Origin of the sequence: Agromyces sp. NPDC052230, assembly GCF_040679595.1 — a bacterium.
Lineage (GTDB): Bacteria > Actinomycetota > Actinomycetes > Actinomycetales > Microbacteriaceae > Agromyces.
Map to the genome: position 1 here is coordinate 134,304 of NZ_JBFAVC010000008.1, position 16,453 is coordinate 150,756.

Annotated in this window: 18 protein-coding genes; 7 read left to right on the forward strand and 11 right to left on the reverse strand. The window is 70.1% G+C overall.

Features of this window, described 5'->3' with window-relative positions; all coding sequences use genetic code 11:
• Nucleotides 1-162: 162 nt before the first annotated feature.
• Both AB0K73_RS17360 and AB0K73_RS17365 read left to right on the forward strand, forming a co-directional pair.
• Nucleotides 163-2,778, forward strand: a complete 2,616-nt coding sequence (locus tag AB0K73_RS17360; RefSeq protein WP_364775593.1) for a DUF4062 domain-containing protein — start codon at nt 163-165, stop codon at nt 2,776-2,778.
• A 226-nt stretch (nt 2,779-3,004) separates the two neighbouring features.
• A complete protein-coding gene (locus AB0K73_RS17365; RefSeq protein ID WP_360515935.1) occupies nt 3,005-4,249 on the forward strand; it encodes a serine hydrolase domain-containing protein in 1,245 nt (414 codons plus the stop codon).
• Between the two features lie 31 nt (nt 4,250-4,280).
• On the opposite strand, the gene AB0K73_RS17370 is transcribed toward AB0K73_RS17365, so the two are convergent.
• Genes AB0K73_RS17370 through AB0K73_RS17385 form a run of 4 tightly spaced genes read right to left on the reverse strand, consistent with a single transcriptional unit; the run spans nt 4,281 to nt 6,766 of the window.
• Nucleotides 4,281-5,117 (reverse strand): alpha/beta hydrolase, encoded by an 837-nt coding sequence (locus AB0K73_RS17370; protein WP_360515938.1) that lies wholly within the window; start codon nt 5,115-5,117, stop codon nt 4,281-4,283.
• Between the two features lie 50 nt (nt 5,118-5,167).
• Nucleotides 5,168-5,689 carry an SRPBCC domain-containing protein gene (locus AB0K73_RS17375; RefSeq protein WP_360515941.1) on the reverse strand — a complete coding sequence of 174 codons (522 nt, stop codon included), beginning with the start codon at nt 5,687-5,689 and terminating at the stop codon, nt 5,168-5,170.
• Complete coding sequence (locus tag AB0K73_RS17380) at nt 5,682-6,029, reverse strand: metalloregulator ArsR/SmtB family transcription factor (protein ID WP_360515944.1); 348 nt, start codon at nt 6,027-6,029, stop codon at nt 5,682-5,684. Before AB0K73_RS17380 ends, AB0K73_RS17375 begins: the two co-directional genes overlap by 8 nt.
• Nucleotides 6,026-6,766, reverse strand: a complete 741-nt coding sequence (locus AB0K73_RS17385; RefSeq protein WP_360515947.1) for a DUF998 domain-containing protein — start codon at nt 6,764-6,766, stop codon at nt 6,026-6,028. The genes AB0K73_RS17380 and AB0K73_RS17385 overlap by 4 nt, the downstream gene beginning before the upstream one ends.
• A gap of 142 nt (nt 6,767-6,908) precedes the next feature.
• On the opposite strand from AB0K73_RS17385, the gene AB0K73_RS17390 reads away from it, so the two are divergent.
• Nucleotides 6,909-7,508 (forward strand): dihydrofolate reductase family protein, encoded by a 600-nt coding sequence (locus AB0K73_RS17390; RefSeq protein WP_360515950.1) that lies wholly within the window; start codon nt 6,909-6,911, stop codon nt 7,506-7,508.
• 32 nt (nt 7,509-7,540) lie between these two features.
• Here the strand turns inward: AB0K73_RS17390 and AB0K73_RS17395 are convergent, their stop codons facing one another.
• Both AB0K73_RS17395 and AB0K73_RS17400 read right to left on the reverse strand, forming a co-directional pair.
• On the reverse strand, nt 7,541-8,434 hold the full coding sequence (locus AB0K73_RS17395; protein ID WP_360515953.1) for a TerC family protein: 894 nt from the start codon (nt 8,432-8,434) through the stop codon (nt 7,541-7,543).
• 35 nt (nt 8,435-8,469) lie between these two features.
• Nucleotides 8,470-9,564 (reverse strand): hypothetical protein, encoded by a 1,095-nt coding sequence (locus AB0K73_RS17400; protein WP_360515956.1) that lies wholly within the window; start codon nt 9,562-9,564, stop codon nt 8,470-8,472.
• A 30-nt stretch (nt 9,565-9,594) separates the two neighbouring features.
• Here AB0K73_RS17400 and AB0K73_RS17405 point away from each other — a divergent pair, with 30 nt between their 5' ends.
• Complete coding sequence (locus AB0K73_RS17405; RefSeq protein ID WP_360515959.1) at nt 9,595-10,905, forward strand: nucleotide disphospho-sugar-binding domain-containing protein; 1,311 nt, start codon at nt 9,595-9,597, stop codon at nt 10,903-10,905.
• A 32-nt stretch (nt 10,906-10,937) separates the two neighbouring features.
• On the opposite strand, the gene AB0K73_RS17410 is transcribed toward AB0K73_RS17405, so the two are convergent.
• Complete coding sequence (locus AB0K73_RS17410) at nt 10,938-11,177, reverse strand: hypothetical protein (RefSeq protein WP_360515962.1); 240 nt, start codon at nt 11,175-11,177, stop codon at nt 10,938-10,940.
• A gap of 106 nt (nt 11,178-11,283) precedes the next feature.
• On the reverse strand, nt 11,284-11,712 hold the full coding sequence (locus AB0K73_RS17415; RefSeq protein ID WP_360515965.1) for a hypothetical protein: 429 nt from the start codon (nt 11,710-11,712) through the stop codon (nt 11,284-11,286).
• 74 nt (nt 11,713-11,786) lie between these two features.
• On the opposite strand from AB0K73_RS17415, the gene AB0K73_RS17420 reads away from it, so the two are divergent.
• From AB0K73_RS17420 to AB0K73_RS17430, 3 genes are read left to right on the forward strand one after another with little or no spacing between them, the layout of a single operon-like run.
• Nucleotides 11,787-12,173: a Rid family detoxifying hydrolase gene (locus AB0K73_RS17420; RefSeq protein ID WP_360515968.1), complete on the forward strand. Its 387-nt coding sequence runs from the start codon at nt 11,787-11,789 to the stop codon at nt 12,171-12,173.
• 24 nt (nt 12,174-12,197) lie between these two features.
• Nucleotides 12,198-12,500, forward strand: coding sequence for a hypothetical protein (locus tag AB0K73_RS17425; protein WP_360515971.1), 303 nt, complete (start codon nt 12,198-12,200; stop codon nt 12,498-12,500).
• Between the two features lie 53 nt (nt 12,501-12,553).
• Nucleotides 12,554-13,144: a hypothetical protein gene (locus tag AB0K73_RS17430; protein WP_360515974.1), complete on the forward strand. Its 591-nt coding sequence runs from the start codon at nt 12,554-12,556 to the stop codon at nt 13,142-13,144.
• Nucleotides 13,145-13,171: 27 nt separating this feature from the next.
• Here the strand turns inward: AB0K73_RS17430 and AB0K73_RS17435 are convergent, their stop codons facing one another.
• The 3 genes from AB0K73_RS17435 to AB0K73_RS17445 form a co-directional block, all read right to left on the reverse strand.
• On the reverse strand, nt 13,172-13,711 hold the full coding sequence (locus AB0K73_RS17435; protein WP_360515977.1) for a septum formation family protein: 540 nt from the start codon (nt 13,709-13,711) through the stop codon (nt 13,172-13,174).
• 160 nt (nt 13,712-13,871) lie between these two features.
• On the reverse strand, nt 13,872-15,623 hold the full coding sequence (locus AB0K73_RS17440; RefSeq protein WP_360515980.1) for a serine/threonine-protein kinase: 1,752 nt from the start codon (nt 15,621-15,623) through the stop codon (nt 13,872-13,874).
• Between the two features lie 139 nt (nt 15,624-15,762).
• A complete protein-coding gene (locus AB0K73_RS17445; protein WP_360515983.1) occupies nt 15,763-16,419 on the reverse strand; it encodes a LysE family translocator in 657 nt (218 codons plus the stop codon).
• Nucleotides 16,420-16,453: the final 34 nt, after the last annotated feature.

A 16,453-nucleotide genomic window follows, 5' to 3' on the forward strand; every position in this document is an offset into this window, starting at 1 on the left:
CTTGCAGGACCCACCGTCGGAATCAGCGTCGAAACCCCCGTCTTGGGTAGACGACCGGATGCCCCCTCACTCGGGGTCTGGACGACGCCGACGATCGGCGCCGAGAATATTGCGTATGGGGCACCAAGGGGGATGCACCTGGGAGACGCCGTCGGTGTCGCCATGAACGCCGGCGCAGCGGCATCCGCGATCCGCACACCCGACCAGCGGCTGCGGATCTTCGTCAGTTCGACTCTGAAGGAACTCGAACCCGAGCGGCGGGTCGCACGGGCCGCGATCGAGCGGCTGCGACTCGCACCCGTCATGTTCGAGCTCGGCGCCCGGCCGCACCCGCCGCAGGAGCTGTATCGGGCCTACCTCGAGCAGAGCGACGTCTTCATCGGCATCTACTGGCAGCAGTACGGCTGGATCGCCCCCGGCGAGGAGATCTCGGGACTCGAGGACGAGTACCGGCTCGCCCCGCGCGACATGCCCAAGCTCATCTACCTGAAGCAGCCGGCCGAGCGCGACGAGCGGCTCGGCGAGCTCCTCGGCCGGATCCGCGACGATGACACCGCCTCGTACACCCCGTTCACGACCACCAGGCAGCTCGGCCAGCTCATCCAGGCGGATCTCGCGACGCTCCTCGCCGAGCGGTTCGATGCATCCCGGACGCCATCCCAGGTGCCGTTGGCACCGGCCGTCGCTGAGCCGCCCCCGGCAGGAGACCACCTGCCGGTGCCCTACACGGCGGCGGTCGGACGCGAGCGGGACGTCGCGACGTTGCTCGACTGGCTCGATGACGACGCGCAGCGGGTGACCACGCTCGTCGGCCCGGGCGGAATCGGCAAGAGCCGACTCGCGATCGAGGTCGCCCGCACCGCGCGCGAACGGTTCGACCGGGTGACGTTCGTGCACCTCGAGCACCTGAACGACCCGGCTGACGTGCTTCCGGCGATCGCCCGGGAGCTCGGCGTGCAGATCGCCGGCGACCGTCCCCTCACGGAGCAGCTCGGCGTCGCGCGGTCCGGACGACGCGACCTGATCGTGCTCGACAGCTTCGAGCAGGTGCTCCCGGCCGCCGCAGAGATCACGGCACTGCTGAACGAACTGACTGACGCCACGTTCCTCGTGACGAGTCGCGCCCGCCTGCGCATTCGGGGCGAACGCGTCTTCGACGTCGAACCGCTCGCCCTCCCGCCCGACCCGGGCCGAGCATCCTTCGACGCCGACTTCGTGGCCGCCCCGGCAGTGCGCCTGTTCATCGACCGAGCACGGGCCGCCAACCCGCGCTTCGAAGTGACCGCCGAGAACGCCGAGGGAATCGCTCGCATCTGCCGGGCGCTCGAGGGCGTGCCGCTCGCCATCGAACTTGCGGCCGCCCGAATCCGCGTGCTCACCCCGGCGACCATGCTCGGACGGCTCGATCACATGTTGCCGCTGCTCGTGACCGCTGCGCGTGACATTCCCGAGCGCCAGCGCACCATCCAGGCGACCGTCGAGTGGAGCATCGACCTGCTCAGCCCCGAGGCGCGCGAGCTGTTCGTGCGCCTCGGCGTGTTCGCGGGCGACTTCAGCCTCGACGCCGTGGAGGCGATCGCCGCGCGTGCCCCGGCGGCGACCGACCTGCTCGGGCTCATCCTCGAACTCGTCGACAGCAGCCTCCTGCGCCAGCATGAGAACGAAGGCGTGCCGCTCTTCTCGATGCTCGTGCCGGTGCGGGAGATCGCGACCGCACGATTCGAGCGCGAGCCGGATGCCGCGGCCGTGCGTCGAGCACACGGCGACCACTACCTGCGGCTCGCCGCCGAGATCGAACCGCTCCTGCAGGGCGCCACGCAGTCCGTCGCGCTCGACAGGCTCGAGGCCGAGCTCAACAACGTGCGCGCGGCATACCGCCACCTGATCGCGATCGGGTCGGTCGACTCGGTGGCCCGCGCCGTCTGGCGGCTCTTCCTCTATTGGTGGATCCGTGGCCAGCTTCCCGAGGCCAAGGCGTGGATGGAGGAGATCCTGAGCTCCGGTGTGCGCCTCCGCGAACACACGCGTGCGATCGCCCTCGGACTCACCACGTGGGTCTCGCTCTGGCAGCCGGGCATGGAGGTCGCCGTCGGACGCATCGAGTGGAGCGTCACCCTCTTCCACGCCGTCGGCGATCGCCTTGGCGAGGCCGGCGCACTCACCACGTTGAGCATCGCCTGCGCGGCCACGACACCTCCCGATCTCGTGCGCGCCGAGGGCCTGCAACGTCGAGCCCTCGAACTCATCAGCCCGCAGGAGCATCCGACGTACGAGGCCCTGTTCCGCAGCACGCTCGGCAGCCTCCTGGTCACCAAGGGCGACCCCGACGGCGCGATCGAGATCTTCGACGGCGTCCTCGACGACGCACGCCGCCTCGGAGACATCCTCGTCGAGAGCGTCACGTCCGCGAACTCCGGATGGGCCTGGCTCGCGCGCGGCGAACCCCGCCCCGAGCTCTTCACCCGGCATCTCGAGTTGTCGCTCCAGCTCGGCAGCGACAACGGCGCCGGTCACGCGCTCGAAGGGCTGGCGGCCTGCGCGGCCGCCGCGGGCGACATCGAACGCGGCGGCTTGCTCCTCGGCGCGAGCGAGACCGCTCGGCTCCGGACCGGCCTCGTCCATCAGCGGTCGAACCGCATCTTCCGGTCATTCGTCGAGGGAATCCTCGCGTCAGATCGCGCGGCGGAGTTCGAGGCGGCACGTGCACGCGGGCGACGGATGTCGCGGCCGGCGGCCCTCGACCTGGTGCTCACGCCTGCGGCGACGATGTCGTCGTGAGTGACGGGAGCTTCCGTCCGCCTCGGTCTCGCCCGCGCCAGCCCCATTCGGGTGCTACCGGCAACCTGCAGTGGAACGTAGTGTCGCGAGCGGGGGCATCGTCTCCCGCCCCGCGATCCGGATCCTGATCGACCCGCAGCGAGGGGTGACGGCATGGGTCACGACACCACGTACTCGTGTCGGCGCGATCCGAGCTGCGTCCCGCGCGACGCGGAGGAGCCCGACCATGCGGAACTCGAAGATGGCCGCTGCCGTGGTCGTGGCGGTCTCCACGCTCCTGCTCAGCGGATGCTACGCCAGCGCGCCGAACGCCGAATCGGCCGCGCCGACGGCGAGCACCAGCTCGACCGAGCCCTTCGATCCCGAGCTGCGCGCGGAACTCGATGCCGCCCTCGACGAGGGCTTCGCCGAGTCGGGAATGCCCGGCGTGATCGTCGGCCTGTGGATCCCGGGCCAGGACGAATGGGTCGCCACCCGAGGCGTCTCCGATCTCGACGCGAACCTGCCGATGGACCGCGCCAATCAGGGGAAGATCGGGAGCATCACCAAGACCCTCGTCGGTATGGTCGCGCTGCAGGTCATCGGCGAGGGCGAGGCCGGTATCACCCTCGACGACACGATCGACCGGTGGTATCCGGAGTTCCCGGAAGCATCCGAGATCACCGTGCGCATGCTGATGAACATGTCGAGTGGGATCGGCAACCCCGGGCAGCCACAGCTCGACCGCATCTGTGCCGATCCCTACTCCACGATCACCCCCGACGAGGTCATCGCCATCGGTGCTGCGACGCCACGCGAATCCTTCGCGCCCGGCGAAGGATTCACCTACTCGGGGTTCAACACGTTCCTCCTCGGACGGATCCTCGAGCGATCCACCGGCACCGACCTCGGGGCGCTGATCGGCGAGCGCCTGACCGAGCCCCTCGGGATGAGCCGAAGCAGGTTCGCTCCCGACGCCGTGCTGGCCGAGCCGTTCAACCGCGGCTACTCGGGCTTCTGCGCAGCGCTTCCGCAACCCACGGACACCACCGACTGGACGAACCACGAGTCGTGGGCGGCCGGCGCCATGCTCTCGACCATCGACGACCTCCGTACCTGGGCGGAGGCGTTGGGCGAAGGCTTCGGGCTCACCCCCGAAATGCGCGCGGCGCGCGTGGAGGACCGGGTCGCCAGCGGGGATGCCGCCGAGTACGGGTACGGGCTCGGCGTGGGGGTTCACGTCGATCCGGCATCCGGATGTCTCCTCGACCTCAGCCACAGTGGCGCGGAACCCGGATACGGCTCGCACGTGCAGTACTTCGCGACATCCGGTGCCGTCTTCGCGCTCATGGGCAACGGCGACGGCGGCACCGGCGAGGCGTTCATCAAGGTCCTCGCGGCGCTCGCCCCGGTGTTGAAGGCGTCGGTGGCGGATGCGTCGAGCTCGGCATGCCTCGGATCGCCGACACCGACTCCGACTCCGACGAACTAGGGGCCTGCCGTGTTGCGGCACCCGCGGCGCATCAGCCGACGAGGAACCGCTCGATCGTGGGCACGAGCGCGGCCGGCTTCATCATCGGCGTGGCGTGATGCGCGCCGGGGATCACGTGGTGCTCCGCGCCGAGCAGCAACGCGAGCGCCGCGCTGCCGCTCTGCATGAACGGGTCGCCCTTGCCGCCGACGACCACGAGCACCGGAGCGGAGATGGCCTCCCACCGTGTGGTGGTGAGCGGTTCGCCGTCCTGCAGGCCCGCGCAGCGTCGCACGTCGTAGACCGTGGTGGCGGCCATCGCGACCATCGATCGCCAGACCGGCACGACGAGCTTCATCGCGCCGACCATGAACCCCGAGGCGCCGAGCGCGCTCTTCATGAACTCCGTCACCGCCCGAGAACTTCGCCCCTCGACGACCAGGTGCTCGAGGCGGTCGGCCAGGTCGCGAGGAACGGGCGGACGCCGGTCGTCGACGATGACCGGTGCCTCGTAGGCGACGACACCGGTGACCTTCGAGGGCAGCCCGGCCGCCGCATCGAGTGCCAGCACCGCGCCCGACGACGCTCCGAACAACACTGCCGTGCCGCCGTGCGCGTCGATCAGCGCCTCGAGGTCGTCGACCTCGCTCCGCGGTCGCCACTCCCCCGCATCGGTGCTGGCACCGCGGCCGCGTCGGTCGTAGTTCACGACGGTGAAACTCTTCGAGAGCAGGGCCGCGAGCCTGCGGTTGTCGCGCCGGTCCGACAGGGCCTGGGCGACGAGCACGAGCACCGGGCCGGCGCCTGAGCGCTCGAAGGCGATGCTGGTGCCGTCGGCCGAGACGGCCGTTGCGTCGGTACGTTCCGTCGCGGCACCCGTCTGCGACATGGTGTTCTCCGTTCGATTCGAGGTGGTCTGCCGAGGCTGCGACGCGGCGGTCATGATGCCGCGCCGTCGAGGTCGTCGAGATCACCGGCGAGCGTGGCGTCGAGTCGTTCGAGGGCATCGGTGAAGCCCTCGACCATGCCCATCGCCTCGGCCTCGTCGAGCTGCTGGACTCCGGTGAAGGCGACGGTGATCGAGACCGACGTCGTACCGGCATCGCGGTCGATCAGCACGGTGGTGGGCATCTCGGTGCCCTCGATCACCGCGCCGGATGCGTCGGCGAACGCGTCATCGAACTGCGGCCGGTGCGGCGGCTCGACGACGCGGTACACCGCCCGTGCCCACTGCTCCTCGTCGAGCTCGTGCTCGGCCTCGGGCCGCAGCCGGTACCGCCACACCCCGCCCGGGCGCACGTCGAGCTCGAACACGTCGACGAGCCATCCGGTCGGCCCCCACCACTTGCGGAGGTGCCGGGCCTGCGTGAAGCACGCCCACACGAGGTCGACGGATGCCGTGTACCGACGTTCGACGATGAGGCGCCGGCCCTCGTAGTCCTTCGTGACGGTGCTACGCATCGGAGTCGCCCTCCTCGGCCTCGACCTGCGCGAGGTAATCGTCGAGCCGTTCGAACCGCTCCTCCCACAGCTGGGCGAAGCTGTCGAGCCAGGCCTCGAGCGACCGGAACGGCGCCGGCAACAGGTGGTAGACCCGCGACTGCGCCCGGCGCTCGGCGCCCACCACCCCGGCCTCCGCAAGGATGCGCAGGTGGCGCGAGGTCTGCGGCTGCAGCAGGTTCAGTCGCTCGGCGATCTCGCCGACCGCGTGCGGCCGCTCGCGCAGCAGTTCGACGATACGCAGCCGGTTCGGTTCAGCAAGCGCGGTCAACATGCCGAGGTCGAGGGTCGCCGCGCTCATGACACGCGACCCGACGTCGATGTCGCGGTGGCATCGGATGCCGCTCGGTCGGATGCCGCAGGGTCGACGCTCCGGCGAATCTTCAACGCACACGCGCCGACCGCGATCACCCAGAGCGCATTAGCCAGCAGCAGGAACCGACCCTGCCAGCCCACCGGTACGTCGGGACCGAGCTGGCCGGTCTCGGGCATGAGCGTCGCCAGGCTCACGGTGAGCAGTACGGCAGCGCCGACGGAGAGCGTCGCGCCGATCACGAGCACCGGGCGAACGCGACGCCACGCTGCGCTGTGACGCGTGAGCGACACGGCGAGCAGCACCGACGCGATCGGGATGCCATCGAAGAGCACCGGTCCGATCGAGTGGAGCGTGCCCGCGAGCGTCATCGCGTCGGGAGCGGTCGTGATCGGATCGGCCGGAAAGACGCCGGCGACGAGGCATCCGATCGCGGCGGCGAAAACCGCCACGATACCGATGCGCCCCGGCCAGGTGACGACCTGCGAGGCGAGCGCCAATGCGAGGCCGGCGCATGCGGCGCCCAACACGAGGAACGCCGTGGTCATGACCCAGCCGCTCGCGCCGAGCGCGAGTTCGCTGGGTGGCTGCCACGACGGTTCGATGCCCGGCTGCACGAGGTGCGCGAGCGCGAAGAAGAGAATGAAGCCCGACGCGCCGAGCACGGCGACCAGCGCGGGCGCCCGGCGGATTCGAGCCGGAGAAGGAACGGTGTGTCGAATCATGGTTCCGAGAATACACCAACGTGTATATACACGCAAGTAACATTACAATCTGGCGGTCGACGATGTCGGATCACGGCAGAGTCGTTCGTGGCACAGGTGAGAGATCGCCGACGAGGGGCGTCCTCGGAAAGGGACCACGATCATGAAGCTGATCACCAACACCCAGATCACCGTCGACGGCGTGATGCAGGCCAACGGCGGGAACAACCCGGAGATCGACCCCGGATTCGACCGGGGCGGCTGGGCGCTGCCCGTCGGCGATGAGGAGTCGGACGCCTACATCGGCGACTACTACCAGCGCGCCGATGCGTTCCTCTTCGGCCGTCGCACGTACGACCTCTTCGCCGGGTACTGGGGAGTGAGGGACGATCCTGACAACCCGTTCGTGCGCTCGCTGAACTCTCGACCGAAGTACGTCGCGTCGAACACGATCACCGACCCCGCGTGGGCCGGCACGACCGTGCTCTCGGGAGATCTCGAAGCCGCCATCCGCGAGCTGAAGGACAAGCCGGGCGGCGAGCTGCAGGTGCACGGCAGCGGCCAGCTGATCCGCTGGCTGCTCGAACACGAACTCGTCGACGAGATGGCGCTGATCGTCTGCCCCGTGATCGTCGGCGGGGGCACACGACTGTTCCCCGACGAAGGGAAGGACTTCGCCCTCGAACTCCTGGAATCGCGCAGGTTCTCGACGGGAATCATGGCGCAGACCTACCGTCCGAGCGGGCGCCCGCAGTACGCCTAGCCGGACGGCGTGACAGCGGAAGCTCCGAACACTCACCCGAGCCCGGCGCGCTCCTCTGCGGCATCCGTCTCGCCCTCGACCGGGCGGTTCGAGAGGCCGACCGACCCCGCGCCCGCACTCCTCGAGATCGCTGCCGCCACCGCGACCGACTCGTCGACGTCGGGGTACTGCGGGCGAAGCTGCACGGCCTGCTGGCGTCGGTGCTCACGCTTCGCCTTGCGCGCGGACGCGATGAGGTTCAGCGCCTCGACGAGGATCGCGAACGCCATCGGCGCGTAGATGAGCGCCTTGTCGATCTTGACGCCGAAGCCCTCGGCGATGAGGAACACGCCGATGAGCAGGAGGAACGACAGCGCGAGCATCTTCACCGTGGGGTGCCGGTTCACGAACGTGAAGATGAACCGCGCCGCGAAGAGCATGATCCCGAACGAGAGCACGACGACGGTGATGATGACGAGGAGGTTCTCGGTCATGCCGACGGCCGTGATCACCGAGTCGAGCGAGAACACCAGGTCGAGCACCAGGATCTGCGCGATGACCGAGCCGAACGTGATGCGCTTGGGTGCCGCACCGTGCTCCTCCTCGGCTCCCTCGAGCTTGTGATGGATCTCGGTAACCGCCTTGTAGACGAGGAACAGCCCACCGGCGATCAGGATGAAGTCCTTCACCGAGAAGCCCATGCCCCAGAGTTCGACGATGTCGTCCTTCAGTGTGATGATCCACCCTGCGAAGAACACGAGCACGACCCGCATCACCATGGCCAGGGTGAGGCCGAGGTTGCGGGCGCGGGCCTGCTGCTCCTTCGGGAGCTTCGACGCGAGGATCGAGATGAAGATGACGTTGTCGACGCCGAGCACGATCTCGAGCACGAACAACGTGACGAAGACGGCGATGAGGTCGGGCGTGAAGGCGAAGGAGAAGTCCACCCGCTCATGTTAGATGGGCATGCCCGAGGAGTGTCTCAGTACGCCTGCGCCACGATCGCCTGCGCGACCGCGGGGGCGCCCTCCCCGGAGATGGCGTACAGCGTACCGCCGAGGCTCAGGTATACGGTCGACGCCCGTCCGTCGCCAATGACCAGAGCCTCAGTGTCCTGGGGCGCGTCGGCGAGCTCGAGCGAGCTCAGCGCGACATCCGCATCGGGCGCGCGAAAGCGATCGAAGAGCGACGAGAAGCCGCGCGCCGTCGTGATGGTGACCCACGTCCCGTCATCCGCGTGGAGCATGCAGACGAACGAGCGGGCTGCCGCGCCGACGGCCTCGTCGAAGTGCGGCGGCGCCTCAGTCGTCGGATCCCACACCGTGTACTCGATGGCCGAGTCGGCCGGCAGCTCGAGCGCGGCGACGATGCCCTGCTCGTCGAGTCCGCCGTTGCAGATCGCGTCCGTCTGACGAAGCTCGAGTGTCGGCCAGTCGAGCTGGTCGGGCGTCGCCTCCTGGAGCGCCATGAACGCCGCCTCGGCCACGGCGACGAGGCGGTCGATGATCACGCCGGCCTGCAACCCGGCGAATCGGCTGCCCGTGGAGGTCAGCGCGGCAGCACTGATGCTCACGACCACCCAGCTGTCGCCGACCGGTGCCGAAATCGACCAGCCAGGGTCGCCGCCCGCGACGGATGCCTCGACGCCGGCGATCACCCGCGTGTCGTCCGAAGGCGAGTCGCCGAGCTGGATGGGCACCCACTGGGCGGCGGCAGCGGGCAACACATCGATGCGCAGGTAGGCCCAGTCGCTCGGCGCGTTGTACTCCGGCATGCCGCCCCCGACGCGCCAGGAGCACGGCAGGCCGCCCGCACCCTCGAGCAGTACGGCGTCGAACACGGCGGAGTGGTTCGCTGCGGCGACCGGCTCGACCGGCACGCCGTCGGCCCCTTCGAGCGCCTCTGCCACGAGGCCGACCGGCACGAGGTCGTCGCACGTGAGCGGTCCCGATGCAACGGGCGTCGGCGACGGCGACGCGGTCGGAGACGGCGACGCACCGGGGGCGGGCACGGAGCATCCGGTCAGGGCGATCAGAACGATGGAGGCCGTGACAACGGCCGCGGTGTTGACGCGCACGCACGAACCTTACCGCTACGATGACCAGGCATGAGCGACGGCGAGTCAACAGCCGATACAGCCCGACTCGCGGCGCCCGCCACGCCTCGCACGTACCTGTTCGCGCTCACGGACGCCGGCGGCACCGTTCCCCCTGAACTCGGCGTCGCACGTCGACTCGTCGGCCGGGGGCATCGGGTCACCGTGCTCGCGGATGAATCGATGGCCGACCAGGTGCGCCGGAGCGGCGCGGCGTACCTGCCGGCGACGCCTGTTGCCACGGGAGAGTTCCGCGACTGGGAGCTCAAGACACCGATGAGCCTCGCCCGTGGGATGGCCGAGCACATGATCTCCGGACCTGCTGCGGATCAGGCGCGCGACACGGCCGCCGCGATCGACGCGATCCGGCCCGATCTCGTACTCGCCTCGTTCGTCGGCGTCGGCGGCATGATCGCCGCGGAAGCGCGCGGGGTGCCGTTCGACGCATTGATCCCGAACGTGTACCCACTTCCCGCCAAGGGCATGCCGCCGCTGGGTGCCGGGCTGGCGCCCGGGCGTGGACCGCTTGGCCGCCTACGTGACCGGGCCATGAGCGCGGCAGCCCCGCGGGTGCTCGACCGGTATGGCCTCGCGCGGGTCAACGAGGTGCGCGCCGAGCACGGCCTCGATCCGATCGCGACCATCTGGAGCCAGCTGCATCGGGCGCGACGTCAGCTCGTGCTCACCTCTGCGGCGTTCGACTTCCCGGCGACGCTGCCGGAGAACGCCCGCTACGTGGGACCGATCCTCGATGACCCGGCGTGGGCGATCGACGACCATTGGACGGCTCCCGCGGGCGACGGGCCGCTCGTGCTCGTGGCGATGTCCTCGACATTCCAGAATCACGTCGATTGCCTGCAACGCATCGCGGACGCGCTCGGAACCCTTGCCGTGCGCGGCGTGCTGACAACCGGACCGGCCGTGGCGGTCGACGCGATCCGGGCCCCCGCGAACGTGACGGTGGTCGCATCGGCGCCGCACCGTGCGGTGATGCGGCAGGCCGACCTCGTCGTCACCCACGGTGGCCATGGCACCGTGATCAAGACGCTGGCGGCGGGCTTGCCACTCGTGATCCTCCACCACGGCCGCGACCAGGCCGACAACGCGGTTCGAGTCACGACGCGCGGAGCCGGGCTCGCCGTGTCGCGACGTGCGCCGGCGGAGAGGATTGCACGGGCCGTCGCCGAGGTCCTCGACGACCCTGGCTACCGGCGTGCCGCGGCGGAACTCGGGGCGGCAGTGGCGTGCGACGCCGACAGCAGCGCGCTGCTCGACGAGCTCGAGCAGGTGGCGCCGTCCGAAGGCCGAGCGGCCGAAGAGTGACACCATACGGCGTCAGAGCGCTCCGGTCGCCGTCATCTCGCGCACGCGCGGCCCGCCGTCGAACACGAGCAACCGGTCGGCGTCTCGTGCGCCTCGGTGAAGTGGCCGCTCAGCGTCTGCCAGGTGCTCTGCTCACCGTCGAGCTCGGAGAACTGCGAGAAGTACCCGATCGTGGTGCCGAGGGACACGTCGACGGTGCCGCCCGACGGCTCACGCCGCCCGAGCACCAGCTCGAGGAACGTCGTCTTGCAGCGAAGGCGAGCGGATGCCACGAGCCGATGGCTGCGCAGAACGCGCAGGGCGCGGGACCCGGGCCGGCGGTCTGGCCGCGCCGACTCTACCCGGCGATTCTGAGCGGCTTCCGCGCCATCCCTCCATCTACCCGACCGCGGGATGGTGGCAGAGCCGATCGCGCACCCAGCCCGCGGCATCCGATTGTTGAAGCTCACCCGAGCGCACCAGCCGAACGAGTTCGATCGCCTCGTCGCTGAGTCGGCCGTCGGGGGTGTCGGGAGGATCCCGCAGCACGTGCACGATGAGCCAACGCGTGATGCGGCCGCCGAGGCGGGCGGCCACGGCGACCGTCCCGGCGAAGTGTCGCGCCTGGCCGTCGGTGTCGTCGTCGAGCCTCGGCCTGAAGCCCCGACCACGAATGCGGTTTCGGCCTCCGGATGCCGCATCGACGAGCCAGAGCGGCCCTCGACGCACCCCGGCCGCACGCCCCAACTCCTTCAGGAATCGCCGACTCGGGTACCCACGTGCGGCGAGGCGGTCGATCGATTCGACGAGGGCGGTGCAGGCGTCCATCACGTCACTGTATGTCGCCCGGCGGTGGTACCGCCCGGTTGGACCCGGGCGCACGTCGCTCCTAGGCTTCGCTCATGACCCGTTCGACGATCACCGACCCGCACGCGCCCGAACCCGTCGGCCCGTATTCCCATGCCGCCCTGAGCGCGACGGGAGCCCTGTATCTGTCGGGCCAGACGCCGATCGACCCCGCGAGCGGCGCACTCGTCGAGGGCGATGTCGAGGAACAGACCCGCCGTGTCTTCGCGAACCTGCGCTCGGTGCTGGCGGCGGCGGGCCGATCGTTCGACGACGTGGTCAAGGTGAACGTGTACTTGGTCGACATGGAGGATTTCGCCGCCATGAACCGCGTGTACGCGACGGTCTTCGCGGCCCCGTATCCGGCTCGAACGACGGTGGCGGTCGCCGGGCTGCCGCTCGGCGCGCGGGTGGAGATCGAGCTCGTCGCGGAGCGCCCGTGATTGCGGCGTACGATCGTTCTCTCCATGAACTCCGACGCACCGGCATCCCGCCGCATCGAGCTGACCCTGCACAAACCGTGGTTCTCGCTCTTCGCGGGTATCAGGCCGACCCTCGTGATCGCCGGGCGAGGTCACCCGGCGCAGTGGGGCATCGGCACGTGGCAGATTCCCGCTGACGAAACGGTCGTCGTGGGAGTGTTCCTGTTCAACCGGGTGTGGCGCTTCGGCCAGGCCGAGTTCGCGCTCGAACCGGAGCATCCGCCCGCGCTCGTGTATCGGGCACCGATGGTTCCGTTCCTGCGCGGTCGGCTTCACGTGAACGCGTAAGGCTGGAAGCCGTTCGGGGCGGCGGGGTCGGCGCCGACTCGTAGGCTGGGACGGTGCCCCGACTCCACGCTGAGCCCGACCGATCCAGGTGGGTGCCCGTCACGGACTCCCTCGGATTCCGCGGCCGCCGCCACCGCAAGGCGGCGATCGGGATGCTGCTGTCGCAGGCGAGGGGCTCCGCCGCAACGCCGTCCGGTTCGAGCGGCGGCTTCAGTGCCTGGGCGATGAGTCAGGCCGTTCCGTTCCTGATGCGGAAGGCGGCCGGCCGGGTACTCGCGTGGGTGTGGAAGGCCGAGCCCGAGCTGCTCGTGGTGATGGCCCAAGTCCAGGTGGCGACGCCGCAGTTGCGGATCGCCCGCGCGTCGATGCCGATCGAGTACAACGACACCGAGGAGTTCCGGGGCACCTACCTCGGCGTCGGCGAGAAGCTCGCCATGCCGCTTCCGACGGGAGGCCGCCCGCCGTTCGTGACGTACACGTGGGACCTCGGCTCGCACTTCGTGAGCGTGACCGCGGTGTGCAGCGATCGCGAGCGGTTCGGCACCGTCGTCGGAGCCGTCGATGAGCTCGCGCGCGGCATCCGCGTGGTCGACGACCTCACGGTCGGCGAGTCGGCGACGGTGCTGCGGATCGACCCGGCCTGATCACGCCGGCTCCGCGCGACCGAAGCGTCAGTACCCCGCACCCTCCAGCGATCCGACCACCGTGTCGGCCGGATACCAGACGAGGCAGGTGACCGTGCGGTCACCCTGGTCGTTCCAGCTTCGCGCCGACGGGTACACCGAGTAGAACTCGAACACGGAGTCGCCATGCGCGACGCCGATGAAGTCCGCGAATCGAGCGCGGCATCCGTCGTTCGCGGCCATTTCAGCGGCAGCTTCGCCGGGGTATTGGCCGTGCTCGAGCGTGAACGTCGCGTAGACCTCGTCATCGTGCGGCTCCGCGCACGGCACGATCGATTCGGAGCCGGTCGCGCGGTCCTTCCTCGCGTCGAGGCACTGGCCGACCTCGGGATGGAAGGTATGGGGTGGTGCGGCATCGGGCTGCGTCGAGGGGGCGACCGGGTCGGTCGGCGCAGCGTCGTCGGGCAGACCGGTCGCGAGCCCCGTCGCGGACGTCGTGGCGGAATCCGGCGTCGGTCTCGGCTCGGATGCGCAGGCGGTGAGCATCGCGAGCGCAGCGATCAACGCCAGCGCGCCGGCTGCGCGCACAGCGCGAACCGCGCGTACCGCGCGAATCGCCGATGCTCGTCGGCGAGGGGTGGCTCTGTTCGCGGTCGCGGGCATCCAGAGAACGGTACCTGACGCCGCAACGCCAAGCAGCATCGCGCCGCCGGTTCGGCGTCGTCCGCGGCAGCCGGACGCGGCGGGGTCACAGCTCGACGCTGCTGAGCACCTCGGTCGCGGCGATCTTGAGCACGCCGCCGTCGTCGACGAGCCGGTACGCGGTGACCTCCTGCACGACGCTTCCGTCGGTGAAGGAATAGGTCAGCGTCGCCTGAGCCGCGTCGGGCGGCGAGGCCTGCACGTCGGTGACCTCGACCGCAGAGACCGCACCCCAGAACTCGCCGTAGGCGTCGCGACCTCCGACGTGGTTCACCTGGTAGTCGGCGGTCATCAGCGGCCAGGCGCTGTCGAGATCTCCGGGCAGCATCGAGTAGTACGACGTGAGCGAGTCGACGATCCGCTGCTCGGGGCTCGGCGCGGGCGCCGGCGCAGGCGTCTCCTCGGCCGGCGGAGTCGGCTCCACCGGCGCCGGCGCGGGTTGCGGCTCGGAGGTCGCAGTGGGCGTGGTGGCGGCATCCGGTGTCTGCGTGGCAGTTGGTGTCTCGCGCGCTTCGGGGCCGCCCGCGTTGCCCGGATTCTGGCCGAGCAGGCCGAAGAGGAACGCACCTCCGCCGAGCAGGAGGATGCCCGCGAGCACCAGCGCACCGATCATCGCCACGGTGCGGCCCCGACGGTTCGGCGGCGGTTCGGTCGATGGCTGAACCGGCACGATGGGCGGTGTCGGCGGCTGGCCGCGGTGCCCCACGGGCCGCGCCGGCGCCGGCGGGGCCGGTCGGTTCCGCGCAGGCGCCACCACGGCGTCGAAGGCCGCGATTCCGGCCAGTCGCTCGGTCGCGGCGGTTTCGGTGCCGGATGCCGCGGGCGCGGGTTCCTCGAGACGCTTCGTCGCCGCAGTGGGCTCGCCCAGTCGCTCGGTCTCGGCGGCAGCGGCACCGGCGGCGCCGGCGGCAGCGGCGGCAGCGGCGGCGGCACCGGCAAGGGGCACCGTCGGTGAATCGGATGCCGCAGCGGCATCCGTGCCCCCGGCCAGCTTCGACAGTCGGGAGGCGACGGTCTTCATGGTCGGACGGCGCTTGGGATCGGCCGACAGCATCTCGTCGAGCAGCGGTGCCAGCGGGCCGGCGTGCTCGGGCTCGGGGTAGCCGCCGCGAGCGACCTTGTGCAACAGAGCGAGTGCATTGTTGTCGGCGCCGAACGGCGGTGAGCCCTCGAGCATGGCGTACATCGTCGACCCGAGCGAGAAGACGTCGGAGGCGAAGCTCGTCGGCTGCCCACGCGCCACCTCGGGGGCGAGGTAGGCGGGGGTGCCGTGCATCATGCCGGTCGCGGTGATGGTCGTGTCGCCGAGCGCGTGCGAGATGCCGAAGTCGCTGATCATCGCCGACCCGTCTTCGGCGATGAGGATGTTGCCGGGCTTCACGTCGCGGTGCACGATGCGCAGCTTGTGCGCTGCGGCGAGCGCGGAGCTCACCTGCGCCCCGATTCGCGCCGTCTCCTCGGGCATGAGCGTGCCGTGCTCGCGCAGCCGCTCCGACAACGGCGTCGATCCGATGAGCTGCATCACGATGCACGGCTGGCCCTCGTGCTCGACGACGTCGAAGACCGTGACCGCGTGCGGATGGTGCAGGCCCGCAGTGATGCGCGCCTCGCGCATGGCGCGATTCGTCGCGACCTCGCGCTCGCCGTCGGTGAGCTCGGGCTGGGTGCGCAGCATCTTGACCGCGACCGGACGCTCGAGGCGCTCGTCCCAGGCCTGCCAGACGACGCCCATTCCGCCGGTGCCGAGCAGTTGGACCAGTCGGTAGCGGTCGGCGATGACGGTGGACGGACTACTCAACGAGCGCGCTCCTTCCAGGTCAATCCTCGACGGTAACCCCACGGCGGTCAGTCGCTCAGGGGCTTGCGGTAGCGGCACGGGGGTGCAAGGGCATCGTGGATGCCACTCGAGCATCCCGTTCGTCTCGCCGCGAGGCGCGTCAAACGCTGACGACGTGCGAGACCTGCTCGACCACGAGGGCGACCGCGAGCACGACCATCGCAGCGCCCGAGACCCGGGAGATGATGCGCATCGCCGACGGCCGGGCGCGGAGCACCGCCTTCGCACTCACACCCACGACGGCGTAGACGAGCGCGCAACTCCCCACGAAGAGGAGCCCGAGCACGGCGAGTTGCACCGGAATCGGCCACGCGCCCGCAGCATCCGTGAACTGCGGCAGCAGCACCACGAGCACCAGCAGCCCCTTCGGGTTCAGTCCACTGACGCCGGCCCCCTGGACGAGTCGCCGCCACGGCCGAGCGGATGCCGAGGCAGCGCCACTCGGGCCGGCCGCTCCCGAGTGGCCCGTGGGGAGGGCCGGCGGCTGGCGCAACACCTGGATGCCGAGATACGACAGGTACGCCGCCGCGGCGAACGTGAGCGCCACGAGGACCCAGGGCAGGGCGGCCACCGCAGCTCCGACGCCCACCGCGACCGCCGTCACCGCCACGAGGTATCCGACGAGGATCCCGGCGAGCGCCGGCACGATGCTGCGATCGCGGGTGCCCGCGCCGATGATGTACGCCCAGTCGGGTCCGGGCACCAGCACCATGAGGGTCATCATGCCCCAGCACGCGAGCAGCAGCTCGATGTTCATGCCGCTCACCTCCGTCCATCGTCTCGATACGACG

Coding starts and splice junctions, on each gene's coding strand:
- AB0K73_RS17365 (WP_360515935.1), top strand. CDS start 3,005: ATGCGGAACTCGAAGATGGCCGCTGCCGTGGTCGTGGCGGTCTCCACG.
- AB0K73_RS17360 (WP_364775593.1), top strand. CDS start 163: ATGAACGCCGGCGCAGCGGCATCCGCGATCCGCACACCCGACCAGCGG.
- AB0K73_RS17405 (WP_360515959.1), top strand. CDS start 9,595: ATGAGCGACGGCGAGTCAACAGCCGATACAGCCCGACTCGCGGCGCCC.
- AB0K73_RS17390 (WP_360515950.1), top strand. CDS start 6,909: ATGAAGCTGATCACCAACACCCAGATCACCGTCGACGGCGTGATGCAG.
- AB0K73_RS17370 (WP_360515938.1), bottom strand. CDS start 5,117: ATGTCGCAGACGGGTGCCGCGACGGAACGTACCGACGCAACGGCCGTC.
- AB0K73_RS17445 (WP_360515983.1), bottom strand. CDS start 16,419: ATGAACATCGAGCTGCTGCTCGCGTGCTGGGGCATGATGACCCTCATG.
- AB0K73_RS17375 (WP_360515941.1), bottom strand. CDS start 5,689: ATGCGTAGCACCGTCACGAAGGACTACGAGGGCCGGCGCCTCATCGTC.
- AB0K73_RS17380 (WP_360515944.1), bottom strand. CDS start 6,029: ATGAGCGCGGCGACCCTCGACCTCGGCATGTTGACCGCGCTTGCTGAA.
- AB0K73_RS17420 (WP_360515968.1), top strand. CDS start 11,787: ATGACCCGTTCGACGATCACCGACCCGCACGCGCCCGAACCCGTCGGC.
- AB0K73_RS17415 (WP_360515965.1), bottom strand. CDS start 11,712: ATGGACGCCTGCACCGCCCTCGTCGAATCGATCGACCGCCTCGCCGCA.
- AB0K73_RS17385 (WP_360515947.1), bottom strand. CDS start 6,766: ATGATTCGACACACCGTTCCTTCTCCGGCTCGAATCCGCCGGGCGCCC.
- AB0K73_RS17425 (WP_360515971.1), top strand. CDS start 12,198: ATGAACTCCGACGCACCGGCATCCCGCCGCATCGAGCTGACCCTGCAC.